At 53.7% G+C, this 22197-nt stretch carries 33 protein-coding genes and 1 tRNA gene; 7 read left to right on the plus strand and 27 right to left on the minus strand.

Annotated elements, in window-relative coordinates:
- Positions 1–26 precede the first annotated feature (26 nt).
- The 13 genes from E3E42_RS08115 to E3E42_RS08175 all read right to left on the minus strand — a co-directional run bounded on the left by E3E42_RS08115 (position 27) and on the right by E3E42_RS08175 (position 8238).
- Complete coding sequence (locus E3E42_RS08115) at positions 27–971, minus strand: hypothetical protein (protein WP_167903915.1); 945 nt, start codon at positions 969–971, stop codon at positions 27–29.
- Between the two features lie 260 nt (positions 972–1231).
- Positions 1232–1390, minus strand: a complete 159-nt coding sequence (locus tag E3E42_RS08120) for a hypothetical protein (RefSeq protein WP_167903686.1) — start codon at positions 1388–1390, stop codon at positions 1232–1234.
- Positions 1390–1746 (minus strand): type II toxin-antitoxin system VapC family toxin, encoded by a 357-nt coding sequence (locus tag E3E42_RS08125; protein WP_370519635.1) that lies wholly within the window; start codon positions 1744–1746, stop codon positions 1390–1392. The genes E3E42_RS08120 and E3E42_RS08125 overlap by 1 nt, the downstream gene beginning before the upstream one ends.
- 7 nt (positions 1747–1753) lie before the next feature.
- The gene (locus E3E42_RS08130) at positions 1754–1903 is read right to left on the minus strand and encodes a hypothetical protein (RefSeq protein ID WP_167903919.1); all 150 of its coding nucleotides are present in this window, start codon (positions 1901–1903) and stop codon (positions 1754–1756) included.
- A gap of 26 nt (positions 1904–1929) precedes the next feature.
- Positions 1930–2169: a hypothetical protein gene (locus E3E42_RS08135; RefSeq protein ID WP_167904050.1), complete on the minus strand. Its 240-nt coding sequence runs from the start codon at positions 2167–2169 to the stop codon at positions 1930–1932.
- A complete protein-coding gene (locus E3E42_RS08140; protein ID WP_167903921.1) occupies positions 2169–2870 on the minus strand; it encodes an ATP-binding protein in 702 nt (233 codons plus the stop codon). The genes E3E42_RS08135 and E3E42_RS08140 overlap by 1 nt, the downstream gene beginning before the upstream one ends.
- A gap of 24 nt (positions 2871–2894) precedes the next feature.
- The gene (locus E3E42_RS08145; protein ID WP_167903923.1) at positions 2895–3521 is read right to left on the minus strand and encodes a hypothetical protein; all 627 of its coding nucleotides are present in this window, start codon (positions 3519–3521) and stop codon (positions 2895–2897) included.
- Positions 3521–3796, minus strand: a complete 276-nt coding sequence (locus tag E3E42_RS08150; RefSeq protein WP_370519636.1) for a hypothetical protein — start codon at positions 3794–3796, stop codon at positions 3521–3523. The genes E3E42_RS08145 and E3E42_RS08150 overlap by 1 nt, the downstream gene beginning before the upstream one ends.
- A gap of 4 nt (positions 3797–3800) precedes the next feature.
- Positions 3801–4463, minus strand: a complete 663-nt coding sequence (locus E3E42_RS08155; RefSeq protein ID WP_167903925.1) for a hypothetical protein — start codon at positions 4461–4463, stop codon at positions 3801–3803.
- 118 nt (positions 4464–4581) lie between these two features.
- Positions 4582–4809, minus strand: coding sequence for a ribbon-helix-helix protein, CopG family (locus E3E42_RS08160; protein ID WP_167903927.1), 228 nt, complete (start codon positions 4807–4809; stop codon positions 4582–4584).
- Positions 4806–4976 carry a hypothetical protein gene (locus E3E42_RS08165; RefSeq protein WP_167903929.1) on the minus strand — a complete coding sequence of 57 codons (171 nt, stop codon included), beginning with the start codon at positions 4974–4976 and terminating at the stop codon, positions 4806–4808. The genes E3E42_RS08160 and E3E42_RS08165 overlap by 4 nt, the downstream gene beginning before the upstream one ends.
- Positions 4977–4987: 11 nt before the next feature.
- Positions 4988–7747, minus strand: coding sequence for a minichromosome maintenance protein MCM (locus E3E42_RS08170; RefSeq protein WP_167903931.1), 2760 nt, complete (start codon positions 7745–7747; stop codon positions 4988–4990).
- A complete protein-coding gene (locus E3E42_RS08175; protein ID WP_167903933.1) occupies positions 7744–8238 on the minus strand; it encodes a hypothetical protein in 495 nt (164 codons plus the stop codon). Before E3E42_RS08175 ends, E3E42_RS08170 begins: the two co-directional genes overlap by 4 nt.
- Before the next feature lie 210 nt (positions 8239–8448).
- Here E3E42_RS08175 and E3E42_RS08180 point away from each other — a divergent pair, with 210 nt between their 5' ends.
- Positions 8449–8868: a hypothetical protein gene (locus tag E3E42_RS08180; RefSeq protein ID WP_167903935.1), complete on the plus strand. Its 420-nt coding sequence runs from the start codon at positions 8449–8451 to the stop codon at positions 8866–8868.
- Between the two features lie 12 nt (positions 8869–8880).
- Here the strand turns inward: E3E42_RS08180 and E3E42_RS08185 are convergent, their stop codons facing one another.
- The 7 genes from E3E42_RS08185 to E3E42_RS08215 are packed head-to-tail and all read right to left on the minus strand — an operon-like array spanning position 8881 to position 10904.
- Entirely contained in the window at positions 8881–9405 is a 525-nt protein-coding gene (locus E3E42_RS08185) for a hypothetical protein (protein WP_167903936.1), read from the minus strand.
- Positions 9402–9611, minus strand: coding sequence for a hypothetical protein (locus tag E3E42_RS08190; protein WP_167903937.1), 210 nt, complete (start codon positions 9609–9611; stop codon positions 9402–9404). The genes E3E42_RS08185 and E3E42_RS08190 overlap by 4 nt, the downstream gene beginning before the upstream one ends.
- A gap of 6 nt (positions 9612–9617) precedes the next feature.
- Positions 9618–9887, minus strand: a complete 270-nt coding sequence (locus tag E3E42_RS08195; protein WP_167903938.1) for a hypothetical protein — start codon at positions 9885–9887, stop codon at positions 9618–9620.
- Positions 9887–10240 carry a hypothetical protein gene (locus E3E42_RS08200; RefSeq protein WP_167903939.1) on the minus strand — a complete coding sequence of 118 codons (354 nt, stop codon included), beginning with the start codon at positions 10238–10240 and terminating at the stop codon, positions 9887–9889. Before E3E42_RS08200 ends, E3E42_RS08195 begins: the two co-directional genes overlap by 1 nt.
- Positions 10237–10434, minus strand: a complete 198-nt coding sequence (locus tag E3E42_RS08205) for a hypothetical protein (protein WP_167903940.1) — start codon at positions 10432–10434, stop codon at positions 10237–10239. Before E3E42_RS08205 ends, E3E42_RS08200 begins: the two co-directional genes overlap by 4 nt.
- Positions 10435–10440: 6 nt before the next feature.
- Positions 10441–10707: a hypothetical protein gene (locus E3E42_RS08210; RefSeq protein ID WP_167903941.1), complete on the minus strand. Its 267-nt coding sequence runs from the start codon at positions 10705–10707 to the stop codon at positions 10441–10443.
- On the minus strand, positions 10704–10904 hold the full coding sequence (locus tag E3E42_RS08215) for a hypothetical protein (RefSeq protein WP_167903942.1): 201 nt from the start codon (positions 10902–10904) through the stop codon (positions 10704–10706). The genes E3E42_RS08210 and E3E42_RS08215 overlap by 4 nt, the downstream gene beginning before the upstream one ends.
- Before the next feature lie 159 nt (positions 10905–11063).
- On the opposite strand from E3E42_RS08215, the gene E3E42_RS08220 reads away from it, so the two are divergent.
- On the plus strand, positions 11064–11258 hold the full coding sequence (locus E3E42_RS08220) for an AbrB/MazE/SpoVT family DNA-binding domain-containing protein (protein WP_206206068.1): 195 nt from the start codon (positions 11064–11066) through the stop codon (positions 11256–11258).
- Positions 11259–11260: 2 nt separating this feature from the next.
- Here E3E42_RS08220 and E3E42_RS08225 read toward each other — a convergent pair whose 3' ends face one another.
- Positions 11261–12109: a hypothetical protein gene (locus tag E3E42_RS08225; protein ID WP_167903943.1), complete on the minus strand. Its 849-nt coding sequence runs from the start codon at positions 12107–12109 to the stop codon at positions 11261–11263.
- A 532-nt stretch (positions 12110–12641) separates the two neighbouring features.
- Here E3E42_RS08225 and E3E42_RS08230 point away from each other — a divergent pair.
- Positions 12642–12727, plus strand: a tRNA-Ser gene (locus tag E3E42_RS08230).
- Positions 12728–12861: 134 nt separating this feature from the next.
- Here E3E42_RS08230 and map read toward each other — a convergent pair.
- Complete coding sequence (gene map / locus E3E42_RS08235; protein WP_167903944.1) at positions 12862–13749, minus strand: type II methionyl aminopeptidase; 888 nt, start codon at positions 13747–13749, stop codon at positions 12862–12864.
- Between the two features lie 95 nt (positions 13750–13844).
- Here map and E3E42_RS08240 point away from each other — a divergent pair, with 95 nt between their 5' ends.
- Both E3E42_RS08240 and E3E42_RS08245 read left to right on the plus strand, forming a co-directional pair.
- A complete protein-coding gene (locus tag E3E42_RS08240; protein ID WP_167903946.1) occupies positions 13845–15326 on the plus strand; it encodes a TrkH family potassium uptake protein in 1482 nt (493 codons plus the stop codon).
- Positions 15323–16183 carry an energy-coupling factor ABC transporter ATP-binding protein gene (locus tag E3E42_RS08245; RefSeq protein ID WP_167903948.1) on the plus strand — a complete coding sequence of 287 codons (861 nt, stop codon included), beginning with the start codon at positions 15323–15325 and terminating at the stop codon, positions 16181–16183. Before E3E42_RS08240 ends, E3E42_RS08245 begins: the two co-directional genes overlap by 4 nt.
- On the opposite strand, the gene E3E42_RS08250 is transcribed toward E3E42_RS08245, so the two are convergent.
- The 5 genes from E3E42_RS08250 to hjc all read right to left on the minus strand — a co-directional run bounded on the left by E3E42_RS08250 (position 16137) and on the right by hjc (position 20792).
- Positions 16137–16973: a hypothetical protein gene (locus E3E42_RS08250; protein ID WP_167903950.1), complete on the minus strand. Its 837-nt coding sequence runs from the start codon at positions 16971–16973 to the stop codon at positions 16137–16139. The genes E3E42_RS08245 and E3E42_RS08250 overlap by 47 nt on opposite strands.
- On the minus strand, positions 16970–17506 hold the full coding sequence (gene cyaB, locus E3E42_RS08255; protein ID WP_058939206.1) for a class IV adenylate cyclase: 537 nt from the start codon (positions 17504–17506) through the stop codon (positions 16970–16972). The genes E3E42_RS08250 and cyaB overlap by 4 nt, the downstream gene beginning before the upstream one ends.
- A 233-nt stretch (positions 17507–17739) precedes the next feature.
- Positions 17740–18777, minus strand: a complete 1038-nt coding sequence (locus tag E3E42_RS08260; protein ID WP_167903952.1) for a lysyl aminopeptidase — start codon at positions 18775–18777, stop codon at positions 17740–17742.
- A gap of 73 nt (positions 18778–18850) precedes the next feature.
- Complete coding sequence (locus E3E42_RS08265; RefSeq protein WP_167903954.1) at positions 18851–20401, minus strand: hypothetical protein; 1551 nt, start codon at positions 20399–20401, stop codon at positions 18851–18853.
- Positions 20391–20792, minus strand: a complete 402-nt coding sequence (hjc, locus tag E3E42_RS08270) for a Holliday junction resolvase Hjc (protein WP_167903956.1) — start codon at positions 20790–20792, stop codon at positions 20391–20393. The genes E3E42_RS08265 and hjc overlap by 11 nt, the downstream gene beginning before the upstream one ends.
- A gap of 70 nt (positions 20793–20862) precedes the next feature.
- On the opposite strand from hjc, the gene E3E42_RS08275 reads away from it, so the two are divergent.
- Both E3E42_RS08275 and uppS read left to right on the plus strand, forming a co-directional pair.
- Positions 20863–21387, plus strand: coding sequence for a gamma carbonic anhydrase family protein (locus E3E42_RS08275; RefSeq protein WP_167904056.1), 525 nt, complete (start codon positions 20863–20865; stop codon positions 21385–21387).
- A 6-nt stretch (positions 21388–21393) separates the two neighbouring features.
- Positions 21394–22188, plus strand: coding sequence for a polyprenyl diphosphate synthase (gene uppS / locus E3E42_RS08280; RefSeq protein WP_058939201.1), 795 nt, complete (start codon positions 21394–21396; stop codon positions 22186–22188).
- Positions 22189–22197: the final 9 nt, after the last annotated feature.

Raw genomic sequence — 22197 nt, forward strand, 5'->3', positions numbered from 1 at the left:
GGCTGATTCAATGAAAGGAAAAGAGGTCAGAGCCTGATGGCCTGCGGGACGATCTCGTGGCTTATGTAGCGAACCTTTCCGCTCGCGGTGGTCTTAAGCGCAATCTTGAAGGTTCCCGAAGCCTCCTCGCGGAGGTCGAAACCTCCAATCACGACCTCCCGGTCGTAGTCGAACATTGTCATGCCGGTCGGAACGCTCGGAAGCTTGTACTGGACCTTGTCCAGCTCCCTGCTGGTCGGGTAGTCAATCTTGAAAAGCTGTATCCTCGCCGGCCTGGTCCTGACGAGTGCGTACTTATCCACAATGTCAGCACGTGCTCCAGTGTCATCGTAGAAGACGAGGAGTGCACGCTTGAGGACCGAGCCGACCGGAAGCTCGAAGACCTCAGTTAGCTCTCCAAGCGCGTTAAAGGCCTTCTCGATTGCATAAACCTTCGGCTCCTCGATGAAGACTTCGCCATATTCGCCGGCCGAATAGGCCATGACGTACTCTTCAGCGCTCTCATAAACCTCCTTATCAAGAGTAACCTTGATTGAAGCGTCGCTGACGCTGACGTCAGTCGTTATGCTGGTGTTCCAGTCAACCTTGATCTGAAGCTGGTCCTTCAGGAGTGCATGAATCTGGCCAGCATCAAGCATGATGAGGAAGCTGACGTCCTTTGTCCCGCCAGCCGGGACGGTAACCGTGTCTGTAAGACTAAGCGCCTTCCCGTGAGTGTCATAAACGTTCAGGTAAGCGATGTCGGTTCCCCTAAGCGCGTAATGGACGACGTTACCGTTGCTGACGACGCGGATCTCATTTATCGCCTTGAGAACGTCCTCCATGCTGACGTTGGCATCGGCCGCTCCCCCGTTGGAGAGGGTGATTTTAGCAAGAAGTGCAATGCTGTCAATGACGCCGTTGCGAGGAACGTCAATGCTTTTCACTTGAAGGGTCAAAACATCATCAAGGGTCTCCTTCACCTTATACACCGGTCTCACCTCCTGATTTTACTGCCTCGCCTTCAGACCCTCTTGGCCAGGAACTTGTGCCAGATGTACAGCGCGGCCAGAACGCTCAGCATGTTCACGAGGAAGTCTCCCGTAAAGATCTCCTTCCAGTCCATCTCCCTCACCTCTCACCTTTGTCTCGCTTTTGAGGCCGTGAGGCCTCGTAGAGAATAGAGCACCCTGAATATTTAAGCACTGAACCAGAAAAGTGGAGAGAACGGTAGAAATCTGAAGAAAAAGGCCTAACTCGTGTTTTTCGGATATGCCTGAGAGTAGAGGTACTTAACTACCATGCTCGGCGAGATGTGCTTCTCGCTAACTCCCAACTGCCTCGCCAGCTTCTCACGAACGGTTTGAATAATCTCCATCGCCTCGCGGTCGAGGTAAACACCCACACCCATCACCTCGTCAGAATCACATCTACCCCAAGGTTTCTAAACTTTTTGAAACCATTATCCGCCGTCAAAACAGTTAGATTCCTCTTGAGAGCCGTTGCCGCAACCAACAAATCACCGTCATCATCGTGAGGAGTCCCCCTCCTCTGAAGCTCGACGTACATCTCCGAAGCCAGGACTGCGGTTGTAGTATCCACGTGAATTACCTTGTACAGCCTCTTAAAATCCCTCAGTGCTCTCTTGCGTTTTTTGTCATCGCGAATACCCCGGAGGAACTCAAAAAGCGTGATTGCCGAGATGTACGACCCCTTGTATTTTGAGAGTAAATCCTTCCTGCCTCTGTTCACCCAGTTGGCCAGCACACTCGTGTCAATAATTAATCCTGTACTTCTTGAAGCGCGTCGGCTTCTTGATTTCATCGAAATCAATCCCCCCCTCTCTCGCAAGCTCGACCAGGTCTCGCGCGGCAGGGTCAATCTCAACACGCTTCGCTCCCTTCTCAGCCTTACGCTTCGTCATAAATATCCCTCGCTTTTTGTTCTCGCCTAAGTATAAAACCCTAACGCCAGCCAGGCCACGGCGGCCAAGCCGTAAACGTAGCCGACCAGGAACTCCACCACACCCCCCACCGTCGCCACAGGGTACTCCTTCTCCCTCACTTGATAGACCAAATAAAGGATTAGGACCACCAGGCCATAAACGAGGAGGAAGGCCGAGGCAAAGCCAAGGACCGTGTGGAACACCGACCGCTTATCATCGTAGAGGTACAGCCTCGCCAAGGCCATCACCCGAAGTGTCTCGTCCTCCTCACCACCAGCTCACGCTTGATAATCCTCGTTTTTGAAGGCGGGATGAACTCGATGAGGTCATGCTCCCTCAGCTGGTCGTTCAGCTCCGAGAAGCCGGGAACCATGCGGTTGAGGTAAATGACATCATTCGGCACGTAATGCTGAAAGATGAAGTGTCTCTGCGCCTGGCGGAAGAGAAGCTTCGGGAAGTCCGCGATGGACTGAGTTATGGCAACCGTGTAGAGCTTCCCATCTCTCCCCTCCCTGAACAGTTGCTCCAGCTCCTTCCCCGGCCTCCTCGATGACGGGTTGAACCTGTGCGCCTCCTCCACCACGATAATCCGGTCCCGGTCCCGCCTGAAAATCTCATCAAGGAGAGGCTTGTAGTACTGCTCCACCAGGCCTTCCACTCCAATCCTGTTGATGGTCCCCCGCGTCGGGACCACCAGCACCTGGTCGAAGTCCAGGAGCCTCCTCCAGTTGTACCGCGTCCCCACCTTAATCTTGAGGAGCCTGACTCCCTTGAGCTGGACCAGGCCGAGATGGTTCTTCACCTTGGTATCGAGAACAATGAACCGCCTCTCCCTCTCCCACGCCTGCTCGATCAGCCAGCCGGCAAAGTAGCTCTTCCCCGAACCAGTGTTCCCGTAAATAAGGTCAATACTCCAGGCCGGGATGTCAATGTCCAGGATCCCCATAAGCCTCACCTCCAAAAAGAAAAGTCAAGAGCCGAGGTTCTTCGCAATCTTAGCCAGCATCTCGCTCTTCGGCGGCTCAGGCTCCTTCGGCTTCGCCTTCTCGCGAAGCTTCTCGGCCTCGGTCTTAACCGGCTTATCCTCAACCTTGGCCTCGGACCCAGAGGTCCTTTCCCCGGCCTCCGGCCGGACCTTACCACCCCTAACCTTCGCCTCCTTCGCCGCCTTCCGGTACATCCACGTCAGCATCAGCAGGGACCCCGCTCCAATGAGAAGGCCGAACTTCCCGCTCACCTGCAGGCTCTGACCTTCCACCTTCTCCATGTACCAGAGGCCAGCGTTGAAGCTCGGCCTTCCAACGTCCCACCATATCGAGAAGTCAATGTCCGCACCGATTTCCTTCGCCTTCTTCTCCAGCATCTTCACGTAGTAGTTCGCGAAGATGGTCAGGCTATGGTCCCGCTCCTGGAACTCGTCAAGCCTCGCGTTGAACTCCTCCTCGCTCATCAGGCCTCCAGTCTCGCCAACCTCCTCCAGTTCCTCCTCCTCGACCAGCTCATCAATCTCCTCAAGGTCCCTCTCCACGTCCTCGACCAGGCTCGTGATGTCCTTCTCGTCCAGCTCGACTTCGACGGCCTTGACCTCCTCGCTCATCATTCAACCTCCTTGAAGCTCAAAGTCAGCCTCAGCCTCTTCTCCTTCCCCAGCTCCAGAACCAGCGCGTTCTTCTCCCTCACATGCCGGACCTTCGCCTTACCGATGAGCTTCAGCAGGACCTCCTGAAGGTCCTCCTCACCGTTCACCTCGCCGACCTCGAGACCAGTCCTGCGGATAGCCTCTACCAGGTCATCAACCCAGCCGAAAATCCTCCCCATCTTCACCTGAGTGGCCGGGTTCATCATCGCCAAAGCAGCCTTAACCTTCCCCACACTCTCACCCCCTTAGGTTGCTCTCAATCTTCCCGAGAATCGGGGAACGCTTCTCCCCGTAAGCCTTAACCGGCTCCTTGTCCTTTCCAGCCAGGCGCTTCAACTGCCTGAACATCTCATCGAACCAGCCGACCTTATAGAGGTAGTACAGGAACGCCAGCGCAAAGATAACGCTCCACGCCTTCCAGCTCAACCTCGGCCTTGGAACGCGGAACCCCTTCTTCACCCTTTCACCCTTCACCTTCTCACCCGGCTTTTCACCCTTCTTCACCCCGGTGATTTTGGGTGAATCCCCCGATTTCACCTTTTCACCCTGGGGGATTTTCGGGGATTCCTCGCTCTTCCCCGAGTTTCCCCTATTTTCACCGGGTGAATCCTCGCTTTTCACCCTCTCACCCTCGGGGAATTCCTCGATTTTCACAGGGTTCCCCCTGTCTTCACCCTCCTTCACCCCAGCAGCCTCAACATTCTCGGCCTTCTTCGCCTCCCTCTTCCCAAGAATCCGTTCCTGTTCCTCCTGTGGGAGCTGTAAAAACTCCTCGTACGGTATCACACGCTTAGAACGACAGACAGAACACTGCGGCCTTTTCGCACGGCTCCAGAACTTGTTTCCACAGCGAAGACACACGTAAAGCTTTCTCCCACTCGCATCCTCCACCAGTCTCACCACCTTTCCCCTGATTTCACCGGGGGATTTTTGGTGAACCCCCCAATTTCACCCTATTTCACTAGGGGGATTTAAGCACTGAACCAGAAAAATGAAGAAAACGGAAGAATTCTCCCGATCAGAGAATCAAAGCACGAATACGGTGGCCAAGCTTCTTCCACCACGGCTTCCTGGGATAATAGACCTCCATGCCATTCACCTGCTCGAGAACCTCCGCTTCATCCAGTTCATTTTCCAAGGCTTGGCGCACTACATCACTCACGGTTACGCCACGTCCCTCAGCCAAGGCCTGAACCTTCTCATAGAACTCCATCTCCACTCTCGCCGAGACGGTTTTGGTTCTCACCATCTCACCTCACTCTCCTCGGTGTATTCCACGACTCTCATACCCATCGCGGAAAAAAGAAACACCAACGAGGCCGCCAGCGCGTCATGGTTGCCAGCACCAAGGATCCCAAGCACTGCTAAAGTTATCGACCCCACTGCCAGGACCCCCGAAAGAGGAAACCTCATCACAACTCACCTCACGTCCACCTCACGAACTCTCCCTCTATCTGAAGATAGTTCAGCCTCTCTCCCTTGTCCAAGAACTTCCTAACCTCATCCTCCTGGAGGCCTTTCTTCTCCAAGGTCCTGAAAACAACCTCGAGCGGAATGACCTCATACTTCCTCGCCAGCTTCTCCATCACTCTCACAAACAGCTCGAACCTCTCGCGCTCCCTCGACGGAACACCAACCTCAAGAATACTCGCGTCAATCTCGCCGGTTTCCGGGTCATAGGCGACGTATTCAAGGCTCTCCCAAATCAACCTCACAGCCTCCTCAACGTCAATCTTCTCGACCTTCTCCGCCAGGCGAAGCTTCGCATGCGCATAAGCCAGCCTTACAATGGCGTCCATCACACGCCTGCTCACAGGCGCTCCGCTCTGCTTCGTCTTCCGCCTTATCTTCTGGAACTCTGCAACCATCAGTCGGCCGACTTCATCGTCAATCTCAGGGAACACGTTGAACCTCGCGTAGGCGAACAGCTTCTTCAACAGATCGTCCTCGATGAGCCTCTCAGGAGGCTTCCGATTCTTCCGTCTCTTAACCTCACTCAGAATGCTCCACCCAATCTCCTCGTCCTTCTCCTTCTCAGGCTCGTCAAAGAACGCAAAGATAAGGTCAAACCTCGTCAGGACCGGGAACGGAACGTCTAGCTGATCAATCAATAACTGGGTCCTGTCAATCCTCCCAGCCTTTGGATTGGCTGTGCCGATGATTGTGGCAGTGGCTCTTAGCTTCATGTTCGAAATTCCCGCCTTGGCCGGCGCGACAAACCCATGCTCCATACACGTCTTCAGCGCGTTAATATCCTCCCGCTTCAAACTGCTGAACTCATCGACCAGGACGATTCCATCACTGCCGAGGACCAGCAGGCCACCCTTGACCGTGAACTTCCCCGTCAGCTCGTCCTTTTCAAAACTCGCCGTGAGACCAGCACGAGAGGACCCACCACCCTCAGCCGTCAGGACCTTCGGTGCGACCTTCTCCAAATCCAAGGCCAGCCTCGACTTACCAACTCCGGGATCTCCCGCAAGGAGAACATGAATGGTGGTCCTCTTGTCCCACAGACCCTCAGCTGAAACCACCGCCAGAGCTGAGGCCTTCTTAACTGACTCGTACCCCTTAATCCAGGGAGCAACAGACCTCGCGACGGCATCGGGTAAGTCATCACCGTAGAGGTCCTTCAGCTGGAGGACCTTCTTTACGTCCTTCTTACTCAGCTCCACTTGGAAGCCTCGGTTCAACTGCTCTACATGAATCACCTCAAGCACATAATCAGACTCGGCCACGCTCTTCCTCAGCGTTTCTCTCACCCTTAGAATGCCGTAGAGAACCACCTTATCCCCAACGTCCACGGCGCCGGCACCAGAGCCGAGGATGTACGCGCTCAGCTCCTTCGGGTTCTCGCCAACGTGAAGGCTCTCTGGAGCATCCCTCACCACGAAATGCTGAATCTCCACCTTCCTCGACTTCTTCACGTCAAAATCCCACGCGTTCCTGGCACCGCAGGCAGGACACTTTGACTGCGGTTTAGCAGGTTCCCTAGTCGGCCTGTTGAACAGACCAAGCTCATGACCGCACTTAGTGCAGACGTACGTGGCCACCTCAAAGAACGGGACCACCTTCGATGCCGAGGTAACGTAACCCTCAACAGCCACGAACTTACCCACCAAGTCAGGTCTCATATCCCTCGGCCTGAACACCCGCGGAAAGTTCCCGACCTTGACCCTGGCCTCTACAGGCTCGAACTCATCATCGAACAACTCAGGCTCGAGTCGGGCAATCTCCTCGTAAACCTCCCCCTGGAGTTCCCTCACCGCGTTCTCGAAAGCACCGAGCACAAACTCAGGCTCATCGAAGAGAGCCTTCGCCAGCCTTGGGTCGTACCTGACCAGGTCAAGGTAGTCCACGTAAAAGTCCTTCCCACCTTCTCTCACCAGGTCCCTGACCCTGTCAAGGTAAACCTCCTCCCCGTCCCTCTTGAAGTTCCTGAGGAAATCCTTGGCGCTGTTGGTGTAGTCCAGTAAATCCTCGGCCTCCTGGTCATAGCCGAGAAGCTCAAGAACCTTGGCCTTGACGAACTTCACCACCGAATCCTTCAGCCTGAAAGCAGGCTCACCGTTCACCTCACCAGTGGCGTCGAAAAGGACGGCCTGAAGGCTCTTGGCCGTGTTCCCGTTGCCGAAGAAATCAGACTTGACCCTGTAAACCATGTTCTTGGTAAAACCCACCTCATCCCTGAGCTTCTGCAATATGATGCTTAGAGGAGTCAGCTCATGGCCTTCATCCCTTGCTTCCATGACGATGAGAACCACGTTAGAGTGAACGGGTCTTGGTAAGCCGTAGGTCTCCTTGATGACATTTAGTAGTCTCTCAAATTTCTCGTTACCAAGCTCTTTTTTGGCTGAACGGTATTTGAACGGTTTGAACAAGCTTTGTTCAAACTGCTCCTCTTCAGATTCTCCAAGAACGCTCGTGTTCAAACCGTTCAAATCACTTTGAACAGCTCTATAATTTTCGAGAACTACTTTGTAAGCATTGAGCAGGTCCTTCGTGATTGAGGTTGGCAGGAAGCCATACTGTCCCCGTATCCATATCCTCAGCATGGGACTCAGCACGCTGGGGTCGAGGTGTTCAAGGCCTTCCTCGTCCATCTGCTTGAGGAGGTCCTCTATCTCCTCAATGAGCTTGTCCTTGAGCCTGTCGCTGGCCTGCCTGACCTTCTCTGCCTCGCTCATGTCCTCACCCCCGTGAGCCAGTAGGCTATCGTGGTCGGGTCGGGTTCGACTGGTTTGACCTCCTTTGGCTTGGCGGGTTCTATCAGCTGGTTTTTAGAAGAACGGTAGCGGAACGTTGGGAACATTGAATGTTCCCGATTCTCCTCACTCTGATTGTCAGGAACACCATGTTCCTCGATGTTCCCACTACCGGGAACAGCTCTTAACTTGTCGAAGACTTCTATCCCTGTGGTGCTGATGTGGTAGCCTGGCACGTATTTGGCCTTGTCAAAGAGGTTGTCGAAGTGTTTGGCGCGTATGACTGCGAGAATTCCCAGGGCCACGTGGTGGGGGTATCTCGTGCTCAGGTAGTTGTAGAGTTCCCGGGTGATTTCGGCTTTGTCTTTTATTCCGAGGGTTATGAGGACGGCGTAGAGTTCTTCCCAGTCCCTTTCTTTGAGGCCGTATTTTTCGAGGAGGCTTATTATCTGCTCCACGTGGGTCTCACTCATTCTCTCTCACCTCTCGCGAAAAGTGTAAAATTTTTGCAAAGAAAAGAAAAGGTCATGGGGACCTCCTTTCTTCTCTGAGCAGTATCCCTATTGGCAGGCCGAGAACTGCTCCAAACAGGAAGCCGAGGAGCAAGGCAACAATTGGGTCCATCTTCTCTCACCTCCGAAATGGTTAAGTTGGCAAAAACCGGAACTCTCATAGGTGGTGTGATGGCCAACGCAGAGGAGGAAATCAAAAAGGATCTTGAGAAAATCGATAAACTTGCCGACGGGGGAACTGAAGGTTTGGAGAACAGGAATGGCTCGCTGGATCCTGAGTTAATACGGTTGATTGAACGAGGAGTGAATGCTATTGAAACGTTGGGAGACCGGTATATTGCATACAAAGAGAAATCTGACGAGTATGCCAAGGAGGTCGAGTTAAGGAAGTACAAGTACTGGACAATTGCAGTCGTATTGGTTACGGCTCTTGCTGTGGTTTTGCTCGGAGGGGTTCTGTACCTCGCAAATGTGAAAGTCCTCAGCAGTGAGGGTGTCTCCTTCCTCCTTGGAACCATAGCCGGATACCTATTCAGCGTCTTTGGTGGGTTAATCAGCAGTGCATTGAAATCGAAGGAGTCAGAGGCTTGATTTTTCATTCTCTCACCTTCTCCCCAGCAGCTCCTTCTTGATGAACTTGTGGACCATTCCCCCGGAGTTGAAGCGCCTGGCTTTTTCCAGTGGAAGGAGGACCACTTTCCGGCCGTCGGTGAGCTCCCGCCTCACGGCCAGGCCTCTCTCGACCTTCCAGACGAGCCACTTCACCTTGGTTTTCACGATGTAGTAGGCCGGCACGCCGAGGTAGTTGCTGAGGTCCTCGAGGAATGTGTACTGAGGCTCGTCGAAGACTGCATAACCGTCGCTCTCGCTGAGCTGATAGCGGCTCTTGACTTCGAGGAGCGCCAGGGGAAGGCCGTTCTTGAAGTCCCAGAGAATCAAATCAATGTCAAAGAGGCCGATTCTTGTCACCCCGTATTTCTTCCGGACCACCTCGAGGAGGTCGGAGAATTCCTCGTGAGCGTCGAAGCCGTGGAGCTGGTTGATGATGGCCGAGACTGTCCTGCGTCTTATGCGTTTGACCTCGTGGTGGGTGGTGATGAGGTTCCTCCGGTCTCCTTCATTGCTCATGCTACCACCACCGCCTGGGGGAAGCTCTCCCTTGTAAGCCTGAGCGCGTCGGCGGGCACGTGGAGGACGAGTTTGATCTTCTCCTCCTCGAGCTCGATGTTCGCGACCTGGACCGGCACAAGGGTCCTGAGTTCATCGACTTTCTCAAGCGCCTGGCTGAACTCCTTGAGCCTCTCCAGTTCAAAATATGTGATTAGAAGCGGCATTGCGGCTCACCCCATCATGCCGGTGTAATCAATCCCAGAAACCTGGAACTCAAGCTCAGGGTAGGCCTCGTAAAACTCTCTTTCCTCCTTCGCTTTTCCCATTGCAGCTTTGATCTGCTCTGGTGGATTGCTCTTGATGAAGAGCTCGATGTGGTTCTCGCTCCAGTCCCTGAGCCTCCTTGCGATTTCAGCTGGATAACCCATCTTCCTGAGCCGCTGGTAAATCTCCCTGCGCTCCTCCTTCGTGCGCTGCTCCTTGTACCAAATTGAAGCCATCAGACCACCTCCTTCTCGACGAGCTTCTTGAGGTATTCAATCTCGGCCTTCCAGAACTCGCGCTTTTCTTCGTCGGACTGCTCCAATGCTTCAAGGATTTCATGAGGTGTGACTTTAAAGCCGTAGTTTGTCCTGGTCGGGTGCTTGCCGTCGAGGAACTGGACGAGTTCTTCAAAATTCTCGAACTTCTCGGTTTCTCCAGAGCGCGTGTAACCCGAGAAGAACCTGTCCACCGGCCTAACAGAGTAACCTTTCCTGCGCTTGTACTTCCTTATCACCTGATATGAGTTTGCAGAGTGGCGGAACGCTCCGAGCCGGGTCGCGAGAACCCACACAACGTTTATCTCAGTCATACTCTCACCCTCCTGTAAAACCTGCGGACTGAGAAGTTCGAAAAAGGAAAGCTCTGCTTCACCATGAAGCGCGCCATTTCCTCGGCCTTCTCCCGCGTCCTGGCGAAAATGGTAAATTCGAGAGGCTCTTCGCCTGGCGGTGTTATCCTCACGCGCCAGGCCTTCATGACCGGCGGCCTTCCGCGTTTCCTCATGGTTCATCACCAGTCGCCGTCGCGGTGCTTGATGTCGTAGAATTCAATGCAGAATGTGTATCCGTGCTGGTAGATGTGGACTTTGAGGTTGTGCTTCTTTGCGAAGTTCAGAATCCGCTCCAGGTGCTCAAGGTACAGGTTCGTTGCGAAAACTTGCAAAGTATAGCTGTCGTCAGCCGGCCAGTAGTTGTTGCCGATCTTCGGCGTGAGGCCGAGATCGCCGAGTTCCTCGTGGAGGTCCTTCATCAGCTCGAGAACTTCCTCACGCTTCATGCTCCCACCACCTCGTGTTCGCGCTCCTGGTTCTTATTGACTGAACCAGAATTCTGGAGAATTCTCCAGAATTCTTCAGACGGTATGAAGGTCCCATTCTGGTCCATCACCCACTCGTGCTCCTGAAGCTTCTGCCGCGCCGCCTCTGGATTTTGCTTAAACAACTCCCGAATCTCCGACTCCAACACCACACGCATGGCCTGACACCTCTGCCAAATTTGTCAAATTTGACATTAATGTCATTGTAAATAAGCCTTGTGGCAAAAATGTCGCCAATGTCTCTGAAGACATAATGACATAATTGTCATTTATACCAAATAGGTAAATATTTAAGAAAAAATGACAATGTGGCATTGGTGGTGTTAGTGGCAAAGGTGGACGATGTAGAAATCGTGGGAAGGGTTAGTGCAAATGGGAGAATCGTTATCCCGAAGGATATACGGGACCTGTTGAATATCGAGGACGGGGACTTTGTTAGAATCACGATAAAAGAGGTCATCAAGGTTCCTAAGTCAGCTAAGACCAGTTCAAAACGAAAAAAGAAAAAGTGAACTCATCTTGTTTCCTCTACTTTCACTTTCAGATGGATTCTTGCCGGATAAACTATGTCTCCCATAACTGTGTAATCTACTGTCTTGTCAGTGAACAATGAATAACTGTTATCTAGAATAAGGTAATAGATATCTGGGTCTATCCAGTCCAGGTAGCTTGGTGGGCCGTTTGTAATGTCATAGGTTCCACTTTCGGCCTTTTCATATGAGGCCACGACTCTTGGTGTTCCACCCTCTTGGTATATTTGGAACTCCGAGGCTCTCATAAAGTCCAGATTTATATCCAAGTTCTCTCTAATGTCTATCGTAGCTTTGACGTTTTCAGCATACAGTATGTTTGAGAGGCTGATAGGTATTCCAATGTATTTTCCAGCATCAATAACCTCTGTACCTTCTGCGAGCGTCATGTAGATTGGATCGGCAATACCAACGAGGACATAATAGGTTCCAGGAGAAAGAGTAGCAGTATAAGTTCCACTCTTTACATGGTGACTTATGAACTCATAAGTGAGACTGGTTGAATCTTCTTTCCATTTTTCTAACTCTGAGGCGGGGATTATTGCGAGGTAGGAGATACTTTCTGCTCCTGAGATAATGTCAAGCTGCATAGTAACTTTTGATGTGTGAGTTATCTCGATGTCTCCAATATAGTACTGGCTATCCAGAGTTATGTCGTTGTCGTAAGCTACCCATGAGGAGGGGGTCCACTGCTGGCTGGTCTCTGTGGAACTTAAGGTTGTTGAAGACGGGGAGGATGGTTGGTTGGAATTCGTGGATGTCCCAATACATCCTGTAGCAAAAACAACCAAAAGTAGGATAGCTCCGGCATAGAGTTTCTTTAGGGCAACCATTGGAAGTCACCGTAGTTAGTATAAAATCAGAGTATATAAATCTCACTAAACAGAGTCAATTCCAAAGCTTTTAGTTCGTCATCTGTCGTGCGATCGCAAAGGGACCAGGACAAGATCTGCTGCAGCTCGGGGTGTGAAAAAGGCATGAGAAGGCTTTTTCGGAGTACAGAAAAGAGCATCTCGGCAGGCGTCGAGTTAAAGCTGTTCAATGGAAAAGGCTTTTAGGCCAAAAATTTATAAAGTCTGTTGGGTGTTTTCGTCATGGTAAAATCGAGTGGTGTGTCCGGACACTCCCAAGCGATGGGGGAGGAGCAGGCCGGAGCGCGGAAGCGGAGGAAGCCGAGGCGCCTTTCACCGCGTCTGCACATTACGCTACCTCCAGAGATCTACAGGAAGGCCAAGGAGTGCTGGGATAACGTGAGCCAAATCGTGGCGAAGCTCCTTGAGGTGGCTTTGTCCGAGGATTTGACGGTTGAGGAGGTCGTGACGGCCGTTACGCTCCTTCGCAGGGGAGTGTTCGTCGCTGGGGAACGCCGGGGTAGCCTAGCCTGGGAAGGCGCTGGACTCGAGATCCAGTGGGCTCTGCCCACCAGGGTTCAAATCCCTGCCCCGGCGCCAACAAACTGCCGGGCCCGCAAGGGTTCCTTAATCCCCTTCTTAAACTTCACTTCCCAAAACCAACCTGTTCGGGGCGCAGAACTCGGATACCGAGTCCGATTTCCAGCGAACCGGCAAGAAGGGAAGAAGAGAGTTCAGGTCGTGATGTACGCCCCGTCCTTCTCCACGATAACCGTGTGCTCGAACTGTGCGACCGTGCCGCCCCTGACCTCGCGCAGTATGGGGTAGCTGTAAATTGCCCCAACCCTGTCGAGCTGGGCGAGGGCAAGCTTGAGCTGTCCCTCCTGCATGAAGTCCTGCAGCCAGCGGTAGGCGAAGGGCAGGGTGCTGTACTCCCTCTTGATGTGCATGAGGAGCCTCCTTGCCTGGGCCATTCTGACGGGTCTATCGCGGACGTACATGAATATGAGTGCCGGCGGCACCTCTATGACCTGGCCGGCGCCGGTGGTTGCGAAGGGCTCTATCGCTATGACGTCCCCCTCCTTGAGCTCGTAGCTATCGGCCGGCCGGTATATGTTGGGTATGCTGATGCCGGCGTGGAGTTTGTAGCGCTGTATCTTGTGGCCGCTTAGATTGACTATCGGGTTGAATCCTTTCCCGCGTATGGTGTCCTCTATGGCCTTCCCCAGCTCGTTTATCTTGGTACCTGCCCTGATCGTGGAGATGGCGTTCTCGAGGGCCTCCCTGGCGGCCGCCATCAGCTCGTCCTCTTCCATCCCGACGCGGTAGGTCACGGCGGTGTCGGCTATGTATCCATCGACGTGGACCCCGAGGTCGAGCTTGAGGTAGTCACCCTCCCTGAGGACGGTTTCGTCGCCCTTGTATGGTGTGTAGTGGGCCGCAATCTCGTTTATTGAAAGGTTGCACGGGAACGCCGGTTTTCCTCCGAGCTCGACTATACGCCTTTCAACGAACTCTGCAATGTCGTAGAGCTTTGCCCCGGGCTTGATGAGTCCGGCAACTTCCTTCTTGACCTGTCTGGCTATCTCACCGGCCTTTATCAGCGCCTCCCTTTCTTCCACTTTTTATCACCATAACTGGGGGAGCACCGTGCCCCTTAAACCTTTCCACGGGAAAACCTTTTATTTGGTGTGAACCCTAAACCTACGGTGGGCCTATGCTGGAACTCGGCAAGCACATCAACATCTCGGACGATCTGTTCGTGGTGAAGAACCTCATCGGTTCAATCCTTCAGGGTGTTGGCATCGCCTACCTCATCCCTGTGCTGCTGGCCTGGTTCTACCCGGAGGAGATTAAATACGTTATCTACTTTGCCCTGCCGGGTACGTTCTCCGTGCTCTTCGGTGCCTGGCTGGCGAGGCACATGGGCAAAATTGAGGACGTCAACCTCCGGCAGGCAATGGTTTCGGCCGCGTTCACCTGGCTTTTTGCCTCCGCCATAAGCGTCGTACCCTTCATGGCCATAGCCAAGATGTCGTTCATCGACTCCTACTTCGAAAGCATGAGCGCGTGGACAGGTACGGGTCTCACCATGATGACCAACCTGGAGAGCTATCCCCATATCCTCCTCTTCTGGCGTGCCTGGATGCAGTGGCTCGGTGGAATCGGTATAGTCCTCGTTGCCCTTACCGTCCTCATACGTCCGGGGGTGGCTGCCGCGAGGCTTTACCGGGCCGAAGCCAGGAGCGAGAGAATCCTTCCCAACCTGGTCAACACATCCAAGGTCATCTTCCAGATATATTCCGTTCTGACGATTGTGGGCGTTTACCTGTACTACATCAACGGCATGCCCCTCTTCGATGCGGTTACCCACTCCATGACCGGCCTGGGGACGGGTGGTATGAGCACCCACGACCTCAGCATCGGCTACTTCAACAGCACGTCCATCGAGGCGGTCACGATATTCCTGATGATAATGGGTGCCGTTAATTTCACTGTCCATTATAAGATGTTCGTCAGCAAGCACCTGAAGCCCTTCTTTGAGGACATCCAGGTCAGGTACATGTTCATTTTCCTCATCCCTGCGGTGGCTATAACTGCCTACAGCCTCATCCAGGTGGGCGATAACGTGGGCGATTCCCTCCGCCAGGCGGTTTTTCACTCCGTCTCTGCAATAACATGCACAGGCTTTGGCATAGCGGATCTCAGCAGGTACCCCGAACTCGGCAAGTTCATAATCGGAATCCTCATGGTCATAGGCGGTGGCGCCGGAAGCACCGCTGGTGGTATAAAGCTCATTCGCGTCACGCTGATGTACGAGAGTCTCAAATGGACGATTCAACAGGCCATACTCCCCAGGGGAGCCATTATAAAGCGCAAGGTCGGCAGCTATCTGTTCACCGAGGAGGATATTCAGGAGGTCATGAGCTTCACGATAACCTACATCGCCCTGCTCCTCTTTGGGACTGTTTACACGATGCTTCGCATGGGGACCAGCCTCGTGGATTCCTTCTTCGAGGTGGCCTCCGCACAGGGCAACGTTGGGCTGAGCGTGGGGATAACCTCAACCTACATGCCAGTCGATATGAAGGTGCTCCTCATCCTCCACATGTGGATAGGGAGGCTCGAGATATTCTCCACCCTGGTCTTCATTATAAGTACGTTCTTCCTCGTTCCGAGGGTGGTGAGGGGCAGATGAACGTGATCAGCGTGGAGGACCTTCGCTTCAGGTACCGTCGGGCGGAGAGGTATTCCCTGAAGGACGTCAGCTTCACGGTAAAGCGGGGGGAGCTCCTCGGGATAATCGGCCCGAGCGGGAGCGGAAAGTCCACCCTCTGCCTCACCCTCAACGGAATAATCCCAAACTCGATAAAGGGGGAGTTCGGGGGCGATGTGGTTATTACCGACCCAAGGACGGGGGAGGAGTACAACACGAAGGAAACTCCCGTCCCAACGCTTTCCGCGGTCGTCGGTCTCGTCCTCCAGAACCCCGAGAGCCAGCTCTTCAACATGACCGTGGAGGAGGAGATAGCCTTCGGTCTGGAAAACCTGGGGCTTGAGCGGAATGAGATACTCAGAAGGCTGCGGTGGGCTCTCGAGGTCACCGGCCTGAGGGGTCTTGAGGGGGAGTTCCCGCCCAATCTCAGCGGCGGTCAGCAGCAGAGGCTCGCTATAGCGGCGGTTCTTGCGATGGATCCGTCAATAATAGTCCTCGACGAGCCGACGAGCCAGCTTGACCCCGTGGGAAGGAGGGAGGTTCTGGGCCTTGTGTCGCTTCTCAACAGGGAGCACGGTATAACCGTCGTCCTCGTGGAGCATCATACTGACTACATTCTCCGCTACGCCGACAGGGTCATAGTCATGGATCGTGGTGAGATAGTCCTTCAGGGGACCCCCGAGGAGGTCGCGGAGGAGGCAGATACCCTCAGAAAGCTCGGGGTGAAGCTTCCGCCGGCCCTTGAGGTTTCCCACGAGCTGAAGAAAAGGGGCGTGCTGGGTGAGACGGTTCTCACTCCTGAGGCTTTCCTTCGCCTGATAGGACGCTCATCAGATTGACGGAGGTGCCTTCGAGCGTGTGCTTTAAGTCGTAGAGCTTCATGTTCACTTCAAACCTCGCGTGGGGGTCGTTTATCTTCTCCGCCACCTTAAACGCTACCTCCAGTATCTTCTTGGCGTCTTCCCTGTTTCTATCTGCCTCTATCAGGGCTATGGAGTAAAGCGCCATGGCTTTGTGGAATGGGTGTGTTATGTGCTTCAGAACCCGCGTTGCCTTTTCCAGGTCCCCTTCCCGGTACAGCTTTTCTGCCAGCTGGGCCAGAACAACGTCGAGTTTTTCTGGGTCCTTGACGAGGTTCATCGCGTAGCCCGCTTTGTCAAGGAGGCCATGATTCACGAGCCCGAGTATTATTTCCTTTAGTATGTTCGTGCTGTTTATTGCGAGGTCTATGGCAGCTTTGAGTGTCATGTCCCCGCTGAAATCATCGTTGATTTTGTAAAACGCGATGGCAATGTCCGCCATTAAAACCGCACGGTGCAGGGGGTTAAGTATAGTGTTCACCAGGATGGTCAGCTCCTTAATCCTGGATCTGACCTCGGCCTCGTTTGGGGGGATGGCTCCTGACTTATTTCCAGTGAGATTGCCCGTTGAGAGGATTTCTCTGAGCACCATTCTCAGGGCCAGGAAAAGATTGTGCTCCTTGCTTATATCACGGAGAAGGAGTATGGCGTGGTCTATATTGCCCTCCTTTAAAGAATCCTCGATTTCATCAAGTATCTCCAGGTCTGATTTTTTATTCTCCCTACCCCCAAGGGACTTGAAGAACTCGTCGAGTTTGCTTCTACTCATCCTTTCCCCCCGAGCAACAATTCCAGGTAGGATCTTCTCTCGAGTTTGGTTACCCCTATCGAATTGAGTATACCCCGAAGTCTCTTTACGGCGGGCTCTATCTCCTCCTCGCTCTCCACAAGGGTCTCCACTTCCACGAACTTGCCGAGTCCTTCCACATTGTCCAGGGTGATTACTATCCCCTTGTCGTAGTAGTACTTCTCCCGCACTTTTACAACGGTCATGACCTCGTGGAAACCCAGGGAGTTCAGTATCTGTTCATGCTCGTCGGGGTCGGTTATTGGCACCTCTATCTCCCGGCGCGTTTTTGATTCCTGGTCAAGTTTGGGTCCTTTGTACGTCAAGAACGCCTCAAAATGTCCATTAAATTTTTTCACCCGTATCCTCAGTGCCTCATCCGTTTCGCTGAAGTCCCGGCAGGGGTGCGAGAAATACGTGTCCTCCTGATACTCCCGCCTCATGAGCTTGAACTTCTCCCGGACATGGTCGAAAATGTCATCGTTGGCGTACCCCTTCAGCTCAACTTCTATCATCGCGGTGCCTCCGTTGCCGGACGTTTCTGAATCGTTGTTGCATTATCAATATCAAAGTTAACCCCGGACAAAATAAACTTTTTCCTTGGAACGCTTTGGGGACATTGTATAAATTCCAAAGAGTTAGAAGTACCGGAAAAATTAGAAAAGGCCCCTGATCACGCGGGAAGCGGTTATCATGCCCTCAGCGTTTGTTTTGGTGCGTGTTGAGTGGATCGCCGTTGAGTAGTACCTCACGGAATGAGGTCCATCTCGCGAAGCTCCTCGAGGAAGCGCCTGGCAAACTCGATGGTCCTGTCTATGTCCCTCAGATCGGCGGTCTCGACCTGGCTGTGCATGTAGCGTATCGGTATGCTGAGGACTGCCGTTGCAACGCCCTCGCGGTTGATCTGCATTATGTTGGCGTCGGTTCCGGTAGGCCTCGGGCTGGCCTCGACCTGGAGCTCTATTCCGTACTTCTTGGCAACCTCGTCGGCGAAGGCGCGAACCTTGGGGTTGATGTTCGGCCCGACGTCCATGACCGGGCCGCCGCCGAGCTTGGGCACAATTTTGCCCTTGTCGCCGACCTGCTTGGCGAAGGTGACGTCCATGGCTATGCCTATCTCGGGGTCTATGGCGTAGCTCGCGACCCTGGCACCGCGGAGGCCGACCTCCTCCTGCACGGAGGCGACGAAGTAGATGTCCGCCTCGTGGCTCTCAACCCTCCTGGCGGCCTCTATCATGGCATAGAGGCAAACCCTGTCGTCGAGGTAGGGCGTCGCAATCCTGTTCTCGTTGAGCTGAACGAAGGCGGGGGCGAACTCACCGACGGTTCCAACGCGGAAGCCCATCTCTTCGGCTTCCTCCTTACTGTCCGCGCCGACGTCAACGACTATGGTATCCCAGTCGGCGGCCTTCTTCCTGTCCTCCGGCTTCTGGAGGTGGGGCGGTATGTGGCCGACGACTCCAAAGCGCTCGCCCTTCTCGGTGAAGAACCTTATCCTCTGGGCGACGAGGGTTCTGGGGTCAACGCCTCCAACGGGAACGACGTGGAGGTAGCCCTCCTTGTCTATGTGGTTGACCATGACGCCTATCTTGTCCATGTGGGCCGCGATCATTATCCTCGGCCCGTTACCCTTCTTGTGGGCGATAACGTTGCCGAGCTTGTCAACGTATATCTCGTCCACGTGGTCCTTCAGGGCCTCGAAAACGACGTCCCTTATTCCAAGAAACTCGTGGCCGGAAACGCCTGGCGCCTCTACAACTTTCCTGAGCAGTTCAATGTCCACCATGGCTTTCGCCTCCTTTAGATTTCCATCTGAATGTGTTTAGTCAGCTTAATAAGGTTTACGAAAGAAAAGGGATTCAGCCGAGGATGACCTGCAGGTAGGCCTCCTCCTCCGGCTCCAGATGCTCTATCTCCCACACAACCTTTCCGTCGCCTATTTCGGCCCTGCCCTTCGTCGCCCTGACCTCTATCGCGTTGACCCCCTTCTCGAACCTGAAGTTATCGACGCCCTTCAGCCGGGGCGCCTTTACCTTGACGAAGTAGTATCTGTCGAGGGTTTCCTCCAGAATCGTTGGCCTGAAGAATGCCATGTACGAACTTCCGGCCAGAACCACGCCCGCAATCAGAAGTATTGCCGCCAGCGGGCCGTAATTCTTCGTGGGCTTTGAGGGAATGGTGGTTGTGGGTGGTTGGGGTGTGGTGGTCGTTGGGCTCGGGCTGGACGTTGTGGTCGGCGCGGAAGGCTTTTCCGGTTCGGCAACTTTGAGATTGGCGGACGTGCCCAGATACCTACTGCTCGTGGCCCGAATCATGACCGTTCCATACCCGGTGATTTCAAGGTTAACTACCGCGGTCCCGGATGTGTCGGTTATCCTGTAATCCGTCCCCTTCGGCCCAACGGCCACAACGGTTACATTGGCCAGGGGGTCGCCTTTTGTGTTGGTGACTGTGACAACAATTCTGGTTTTATTCTGGAAGAGTGTCATCTGTAGGGAGTCCACATTGACAGTAGTGTGGGCTATTCTTCCGTCCAGATTCAGGGTTATCCGGTAAGTTCCGGGGGTGGATACTGCGTAAATCACCCTGCCGCTTTCATCGGTCGTGAGCACCGTACCGTTGATGCTGACGGGGATTCCCTCTACACCCCTTCCATCCTCCCCATAAACCTCTACGTTTATTGAACCGTCCCTGTAAAACGCCCGGTAGGTGAGGTTCCTCTGGTATACAATGAACGTCTTGGAAACCTCTTTGAAAACTCCGCTAAAGTTTGCCCACAGAGTCAGGGTGTATTCCCCGATTTCAGGCTTCTGGAGGAACACATCCTGTTCCCACGAGTCTCCGGGTTTAATGTATGTCACCAGGCTGACGTTCTTAACGATGTGTCCGTTGTGGTTCATATAATATCCGATCCTTCCGGTCAGCACGCCGTTCGCCCCGGTAACGGCCTTAAGTTTCAGCGAAACCTCATGACCGTATATGTACTTCTCCTCAGAGATGACGTACAGGGAATAGTCCACCACGAGTCTGACTTTAACATCGATTGGGGCTTCACTATACGTGTTTCCCATCCTCGCTACCAGTTTCAGGGTGTACCTCCCGGTGTCTGCGTTCAGTATTTTCACGGAGAGCGTGTCCTGGTAGGTTTGGTTCGGTCCTATAGGCTCTCTGATGACCTTGCTCTGGTAGAGGAATCCTTCGGCAGGCCCTGTGATGTAGACGCTGACGTTTTCGAGGGTCTGGTTTCCGAGGTTCTCCAGCCTGAACGGGATTATTATGGTGTCCCCGGGAACCCCGGAGAAGTCGTTGTTCAGCGGCACGATTACGAGAGGCGACTGGGCGCTTGTGGGGGGCAGAAACGGAAGCACCGCAGTGAGCAGGAGTATCATCATGATGCCCCTAAGTTTCACGTTCTATCACCCCTTTGAGGGACCTCTGTCGCCCGATGACTTCATCGAAGGTAAGGTAATTCTTTGTTTGAAGGCTCACCTTATAGTTCTTGCCCCCTTTCTCCAGGTTTGCTGGGTAGAAGAACCTCCAGCCGTTGTTGATGAACTTAACCGCCACCACGGGCCTTCCCCCGAACCGCTCGGCAAAGGCTGTCAGCTTTCTGTAGTCCTCCTCGCTGAAGTAGAGCCGATCATCGTGGGTGCTTTTGACCTCTATGCAGAGGTAGAGTTTCCCGTTTCCGGCTATTATATCAACCTTCTTGCTTCCGGCAGAGCGGACGACCGCGAAGCCGGCTTTTTCGAGCATCTTTATGAGTTCCCTCTCCGCGCTCGCTCCCCTTCTGTACCTCATTGCACTCCCTCGAACCATCTTGCCCGGTTAGGTTTATAAGTTATGTCGAGGAGTAAAGCTGGTGATGCTTATGGCGATTTACGAACTCGATGGAAAGAGGCCTAAAATTCATGAGACCGCCTTCGTCGATGAGAGTGCCTCCGTCATAGGAGACGTCGTCCTTGAGGAGAAGAGCAGCGTCTGGCCGAGCGCCGTTTTGAGGGGAGACATAGAGCAGATTTACATTGGCCCCTGCTCCAACGTTCAGGACAACGTCAGCATACACACCTCCCACGGCCAGCCGACGATAATCGGAAAGTACGTCACCATCGGCCACAACGCCGTCGTGCACGGTGCCGAGATAGGTGATTACACCATCATAGGCATGGGTGCCGTGGTGCTCGACGGTGCCAAGATAGGCAAGCACGTCGTTATAGGTGCCGGTGCCCTCGTTCCGCCCGGAAAGGAGATACCCGACTACAGCCTCGTCGTCGGCGTTCCCGGCAAGGTCGTCAGGCAGCTCAGCGAAGAGGATATCGAGTGGACGAAGAAGAACGCCGAGATATACATGGAGCTGGCTGAGAAGCACCTCGGGTCAAGGAAGAGGATCGAGTGATGCCGGATGCTTTCCCGTCTTCTTTCTCACGTTCCCCACATTTTGTTCAGGCCCGTTTACGACGTCTATGAGGGGTACCTTCTTGATCGGGTCAAGGGAGGCCGCATACCCAACCACGTGGCCATAATAATGGACGGAAACAGGCGCTGGGCCAGAAAGCTCGAGAAGCCCCCCTGGTACGGCCATCTCTTCGGCTCCCAGAAGCTCGAAGAGATACTCGAGTGGTGCCGTGAGCTGGGTATAAGGACTCTCACCGTTTACGCCTTCTCCACCGAGAACTTCAAGAGAACGCCCGAGGAAGTGAACGCTCTCATGGGGCTCTTTGAAGAGAAGTTCAAGGAACTCCTCACCGACGAGAGGGTGCACAAGTACGGCATCCGCGTTAACGTCCTGGGCAGGAAGGAGCTTCTCCCTGAGAACGTCAGGAAAGCCGCGGAGGAGGCAGAGAGGGCCACCCGGAAGTACTCCAACTACACGCTGAACATAGCCCTCGCTTACGGGGGGAGGAGTGAGATAGCTGATGCGGTTAAGGACATCGTGAGGGACGCCCTGGCTGGAAAGATAAAGCCGGAGGACGTTGATGAGGAGCTCATAAAGGAGTACCTCTATTACCCGAACATGCCCGACCCCGACATCGTCATAAGGACCGGCGGAGAGGAGAGAATAAGCAACTTTCTCCTGTACCAAATTGCATACAGCGAACTGTTCTTCGTTGATGTGTATTTCCCAGAGTTTAGAAAGATTGACTTCCTCAGAATAATACGCGAGTATCAAAAGCGCCAGAGGCGCTTTGGGAGGTAGCTTTTCTCC

This window comes from Thermococcus sp. JdF3 (genome assembly GCF_012027495.1).
Taxonomy (GTDB): Archaea; Methanobacteriota_B; Thermococci; order Thermococcales; family Thermococcaceae; genus Thermococcus.

Coding starts and splice junctions, on each gene's coding strand:
- E3E42_RS08205 (WP_167903940.1), bottom strand. CDS start 10,434: ATGAGGAAACGCGGAAGGCCGCCGGTCATGAAGGCCTGGCGCGTGAGG.
- E3E42_RS08120 (WP_167903686.1), bottom strand. CDS start 1,390: ATGGGTGTGGGTGTTTACCTCGACCGCGAGGCGATGGAGATTATTCAA.
- E3E42_RS08245 (WP_167903948.1), top strand. CDS start 15,323: ATGAACGTGATCAGCGTGGAGGACCTTCGCTTCAGGTACCGTCGGGCG.
- E3E42_RS08190 (WP_167903937.1), bottom strand. CDS start 9,611: ATGCCGCTTCTAATCACATATTTTGAACTGGAGAGGCTCAAGGAGTTC.
- hjc (WP_167903956.1), bottom strand. CDS start 20,792: ATGAGGTACAGAAGGGGAGCGAGCGCGGAGAGGGAACTCATAAAGATG.
- uppS (WP_058939201.1), top strand. CDS start 21,394: ATGCTTTCCCGTCTTCTTTCTCACGTTCCCCACATTTTGTTCAGGCCC.
- E3E42_RS08195 (WP_167903938.1), bottom strand. CDS start 9,887: ATGGCTTCAATTTGGTACAAGGAGCAGCGCACGAAGGAGGAGCGCAGG.
- cyaB (WP_058939206.1), bottom strand. CDS start 17,506: ATGATAGAAGTTGAGCTGAAGGGGTACGCCAACGATGACATTTTCGAC.
- E3E42_RS08240 (WP_167903946.1), top strand. CDS start 13,845: ATGCTGGAACTCGGCAAGCACATCAACATCTCGGACGATCTGTTCGTG.
- E3E42_RS08225 (WP_167903943.1), bottom strand. CDS start 12,109: ATGGTTGCCCTAAAGAAACTCTATGCCGGAGCTATCCTACTTTTGGTT.
- E3E42_RS08140 (WP_167903921.1), bottom strand. CDS start 2,870: ATGGGGATCCTGGACATTGACATCCCGGCCTGGAGTATTGACCTTATT.
- E3E42_RS08200 (WP_167903939.1), bottom strand. CDS start 10,240: ATGACTGAGATAAACGTTGTGTGGGTTCTCGCGACCCGGCTCGGAGCG.
- E3E42_RS08165 (WP_167903929.1), bottom strand. CDS start 4,976: ATGAGGTTTCCTCTTTCGGGGGTCCTGGCAGTGGGGTCGATAACTTTA.
- E3E42_RS08210 (WP_167903941.1), bottom strand. CDS start 10,707: ATGAAGCGTGAGGAAGTTCTCGAGCTGATGAAGGACCTCCACGAGGAA.
- E3E42_RS08145 (WP_167903923.1), bottom strand. CDS start 3,521: ATGAGCGAGGAGGTCAAGGCCGTCGAAGTCGAGCTGGACGAGAAGGAC.
- E3E42_RS08130 (WP_167903919.1), bottom strand. CDS start 1,903: ATGACGAAGCGTAAGGCTGAGAAGGGAGCGAAGCGTGTTGAGATTGAC.
- E3E42_RS08180 (WP_167903935.1), top strand. CDS start 8,449: ATGGCCAACGCAGAGGAGGAAATCAAAAAGGATCTTGAGAAAATCGAT.
- E3E42_RS08170 (WP_167903931.1), bottom strand. CDS start 7,747: ATGAGCGAGGCAGAGAAGGTCAGGCAGGCCAGCGACAGGCTCAAGGAC.
- E3E42_RS08250 (WP_167903950.1), bottom strand. CDS start 16,973: ATGAGTAGAAGCAAACTCGACGAGTTCTTCAAGTCCCTTGGGGGTAGG.
- E3E42_RS08185 (WP_167903936.1), bottom strand. CDS start 9,405: ATGAGCAATGAAGGAGACCGGAGGAACCTCATCACCACCCACCACGAG.
- E3E42_RS08175 (WP_167903933.1), bottom strand. CDS start 8,238: ATGAGTGAGACCCACGTGGAGCAGATAATAAGCCTCCTCGAAAAATAC.
- E3E42_RS08135 (WP_167904050.1), bottom strand. CDS start 2,169: ATGGCCTTGGCGAGGCTGTACCTCTACGATGATAAGCGGTCGGTGTTC.
- E3E42_RS08275 (WP_167904056.1), top strand. CDS start 20,863: ATGGCGATTTACGAACTCGATGGAAAGAGGCCTAAAATTCATGAGACC.
- E3E42_RS08260 (WP_167903952.1), bottom strand. CDS start 18,777: ATGGTGGACATTGAACTGCTCAGGAAAGTTGTAGAGGCGCCAGGCGTT.
- E3E42_RS08215 (WP_167903942.1), bottom strand. CDS start 10,904: ATGCGTGTGGTGTTGGAGTCGGAGATTCGGGAGTTGTTTAAGCAAAAT.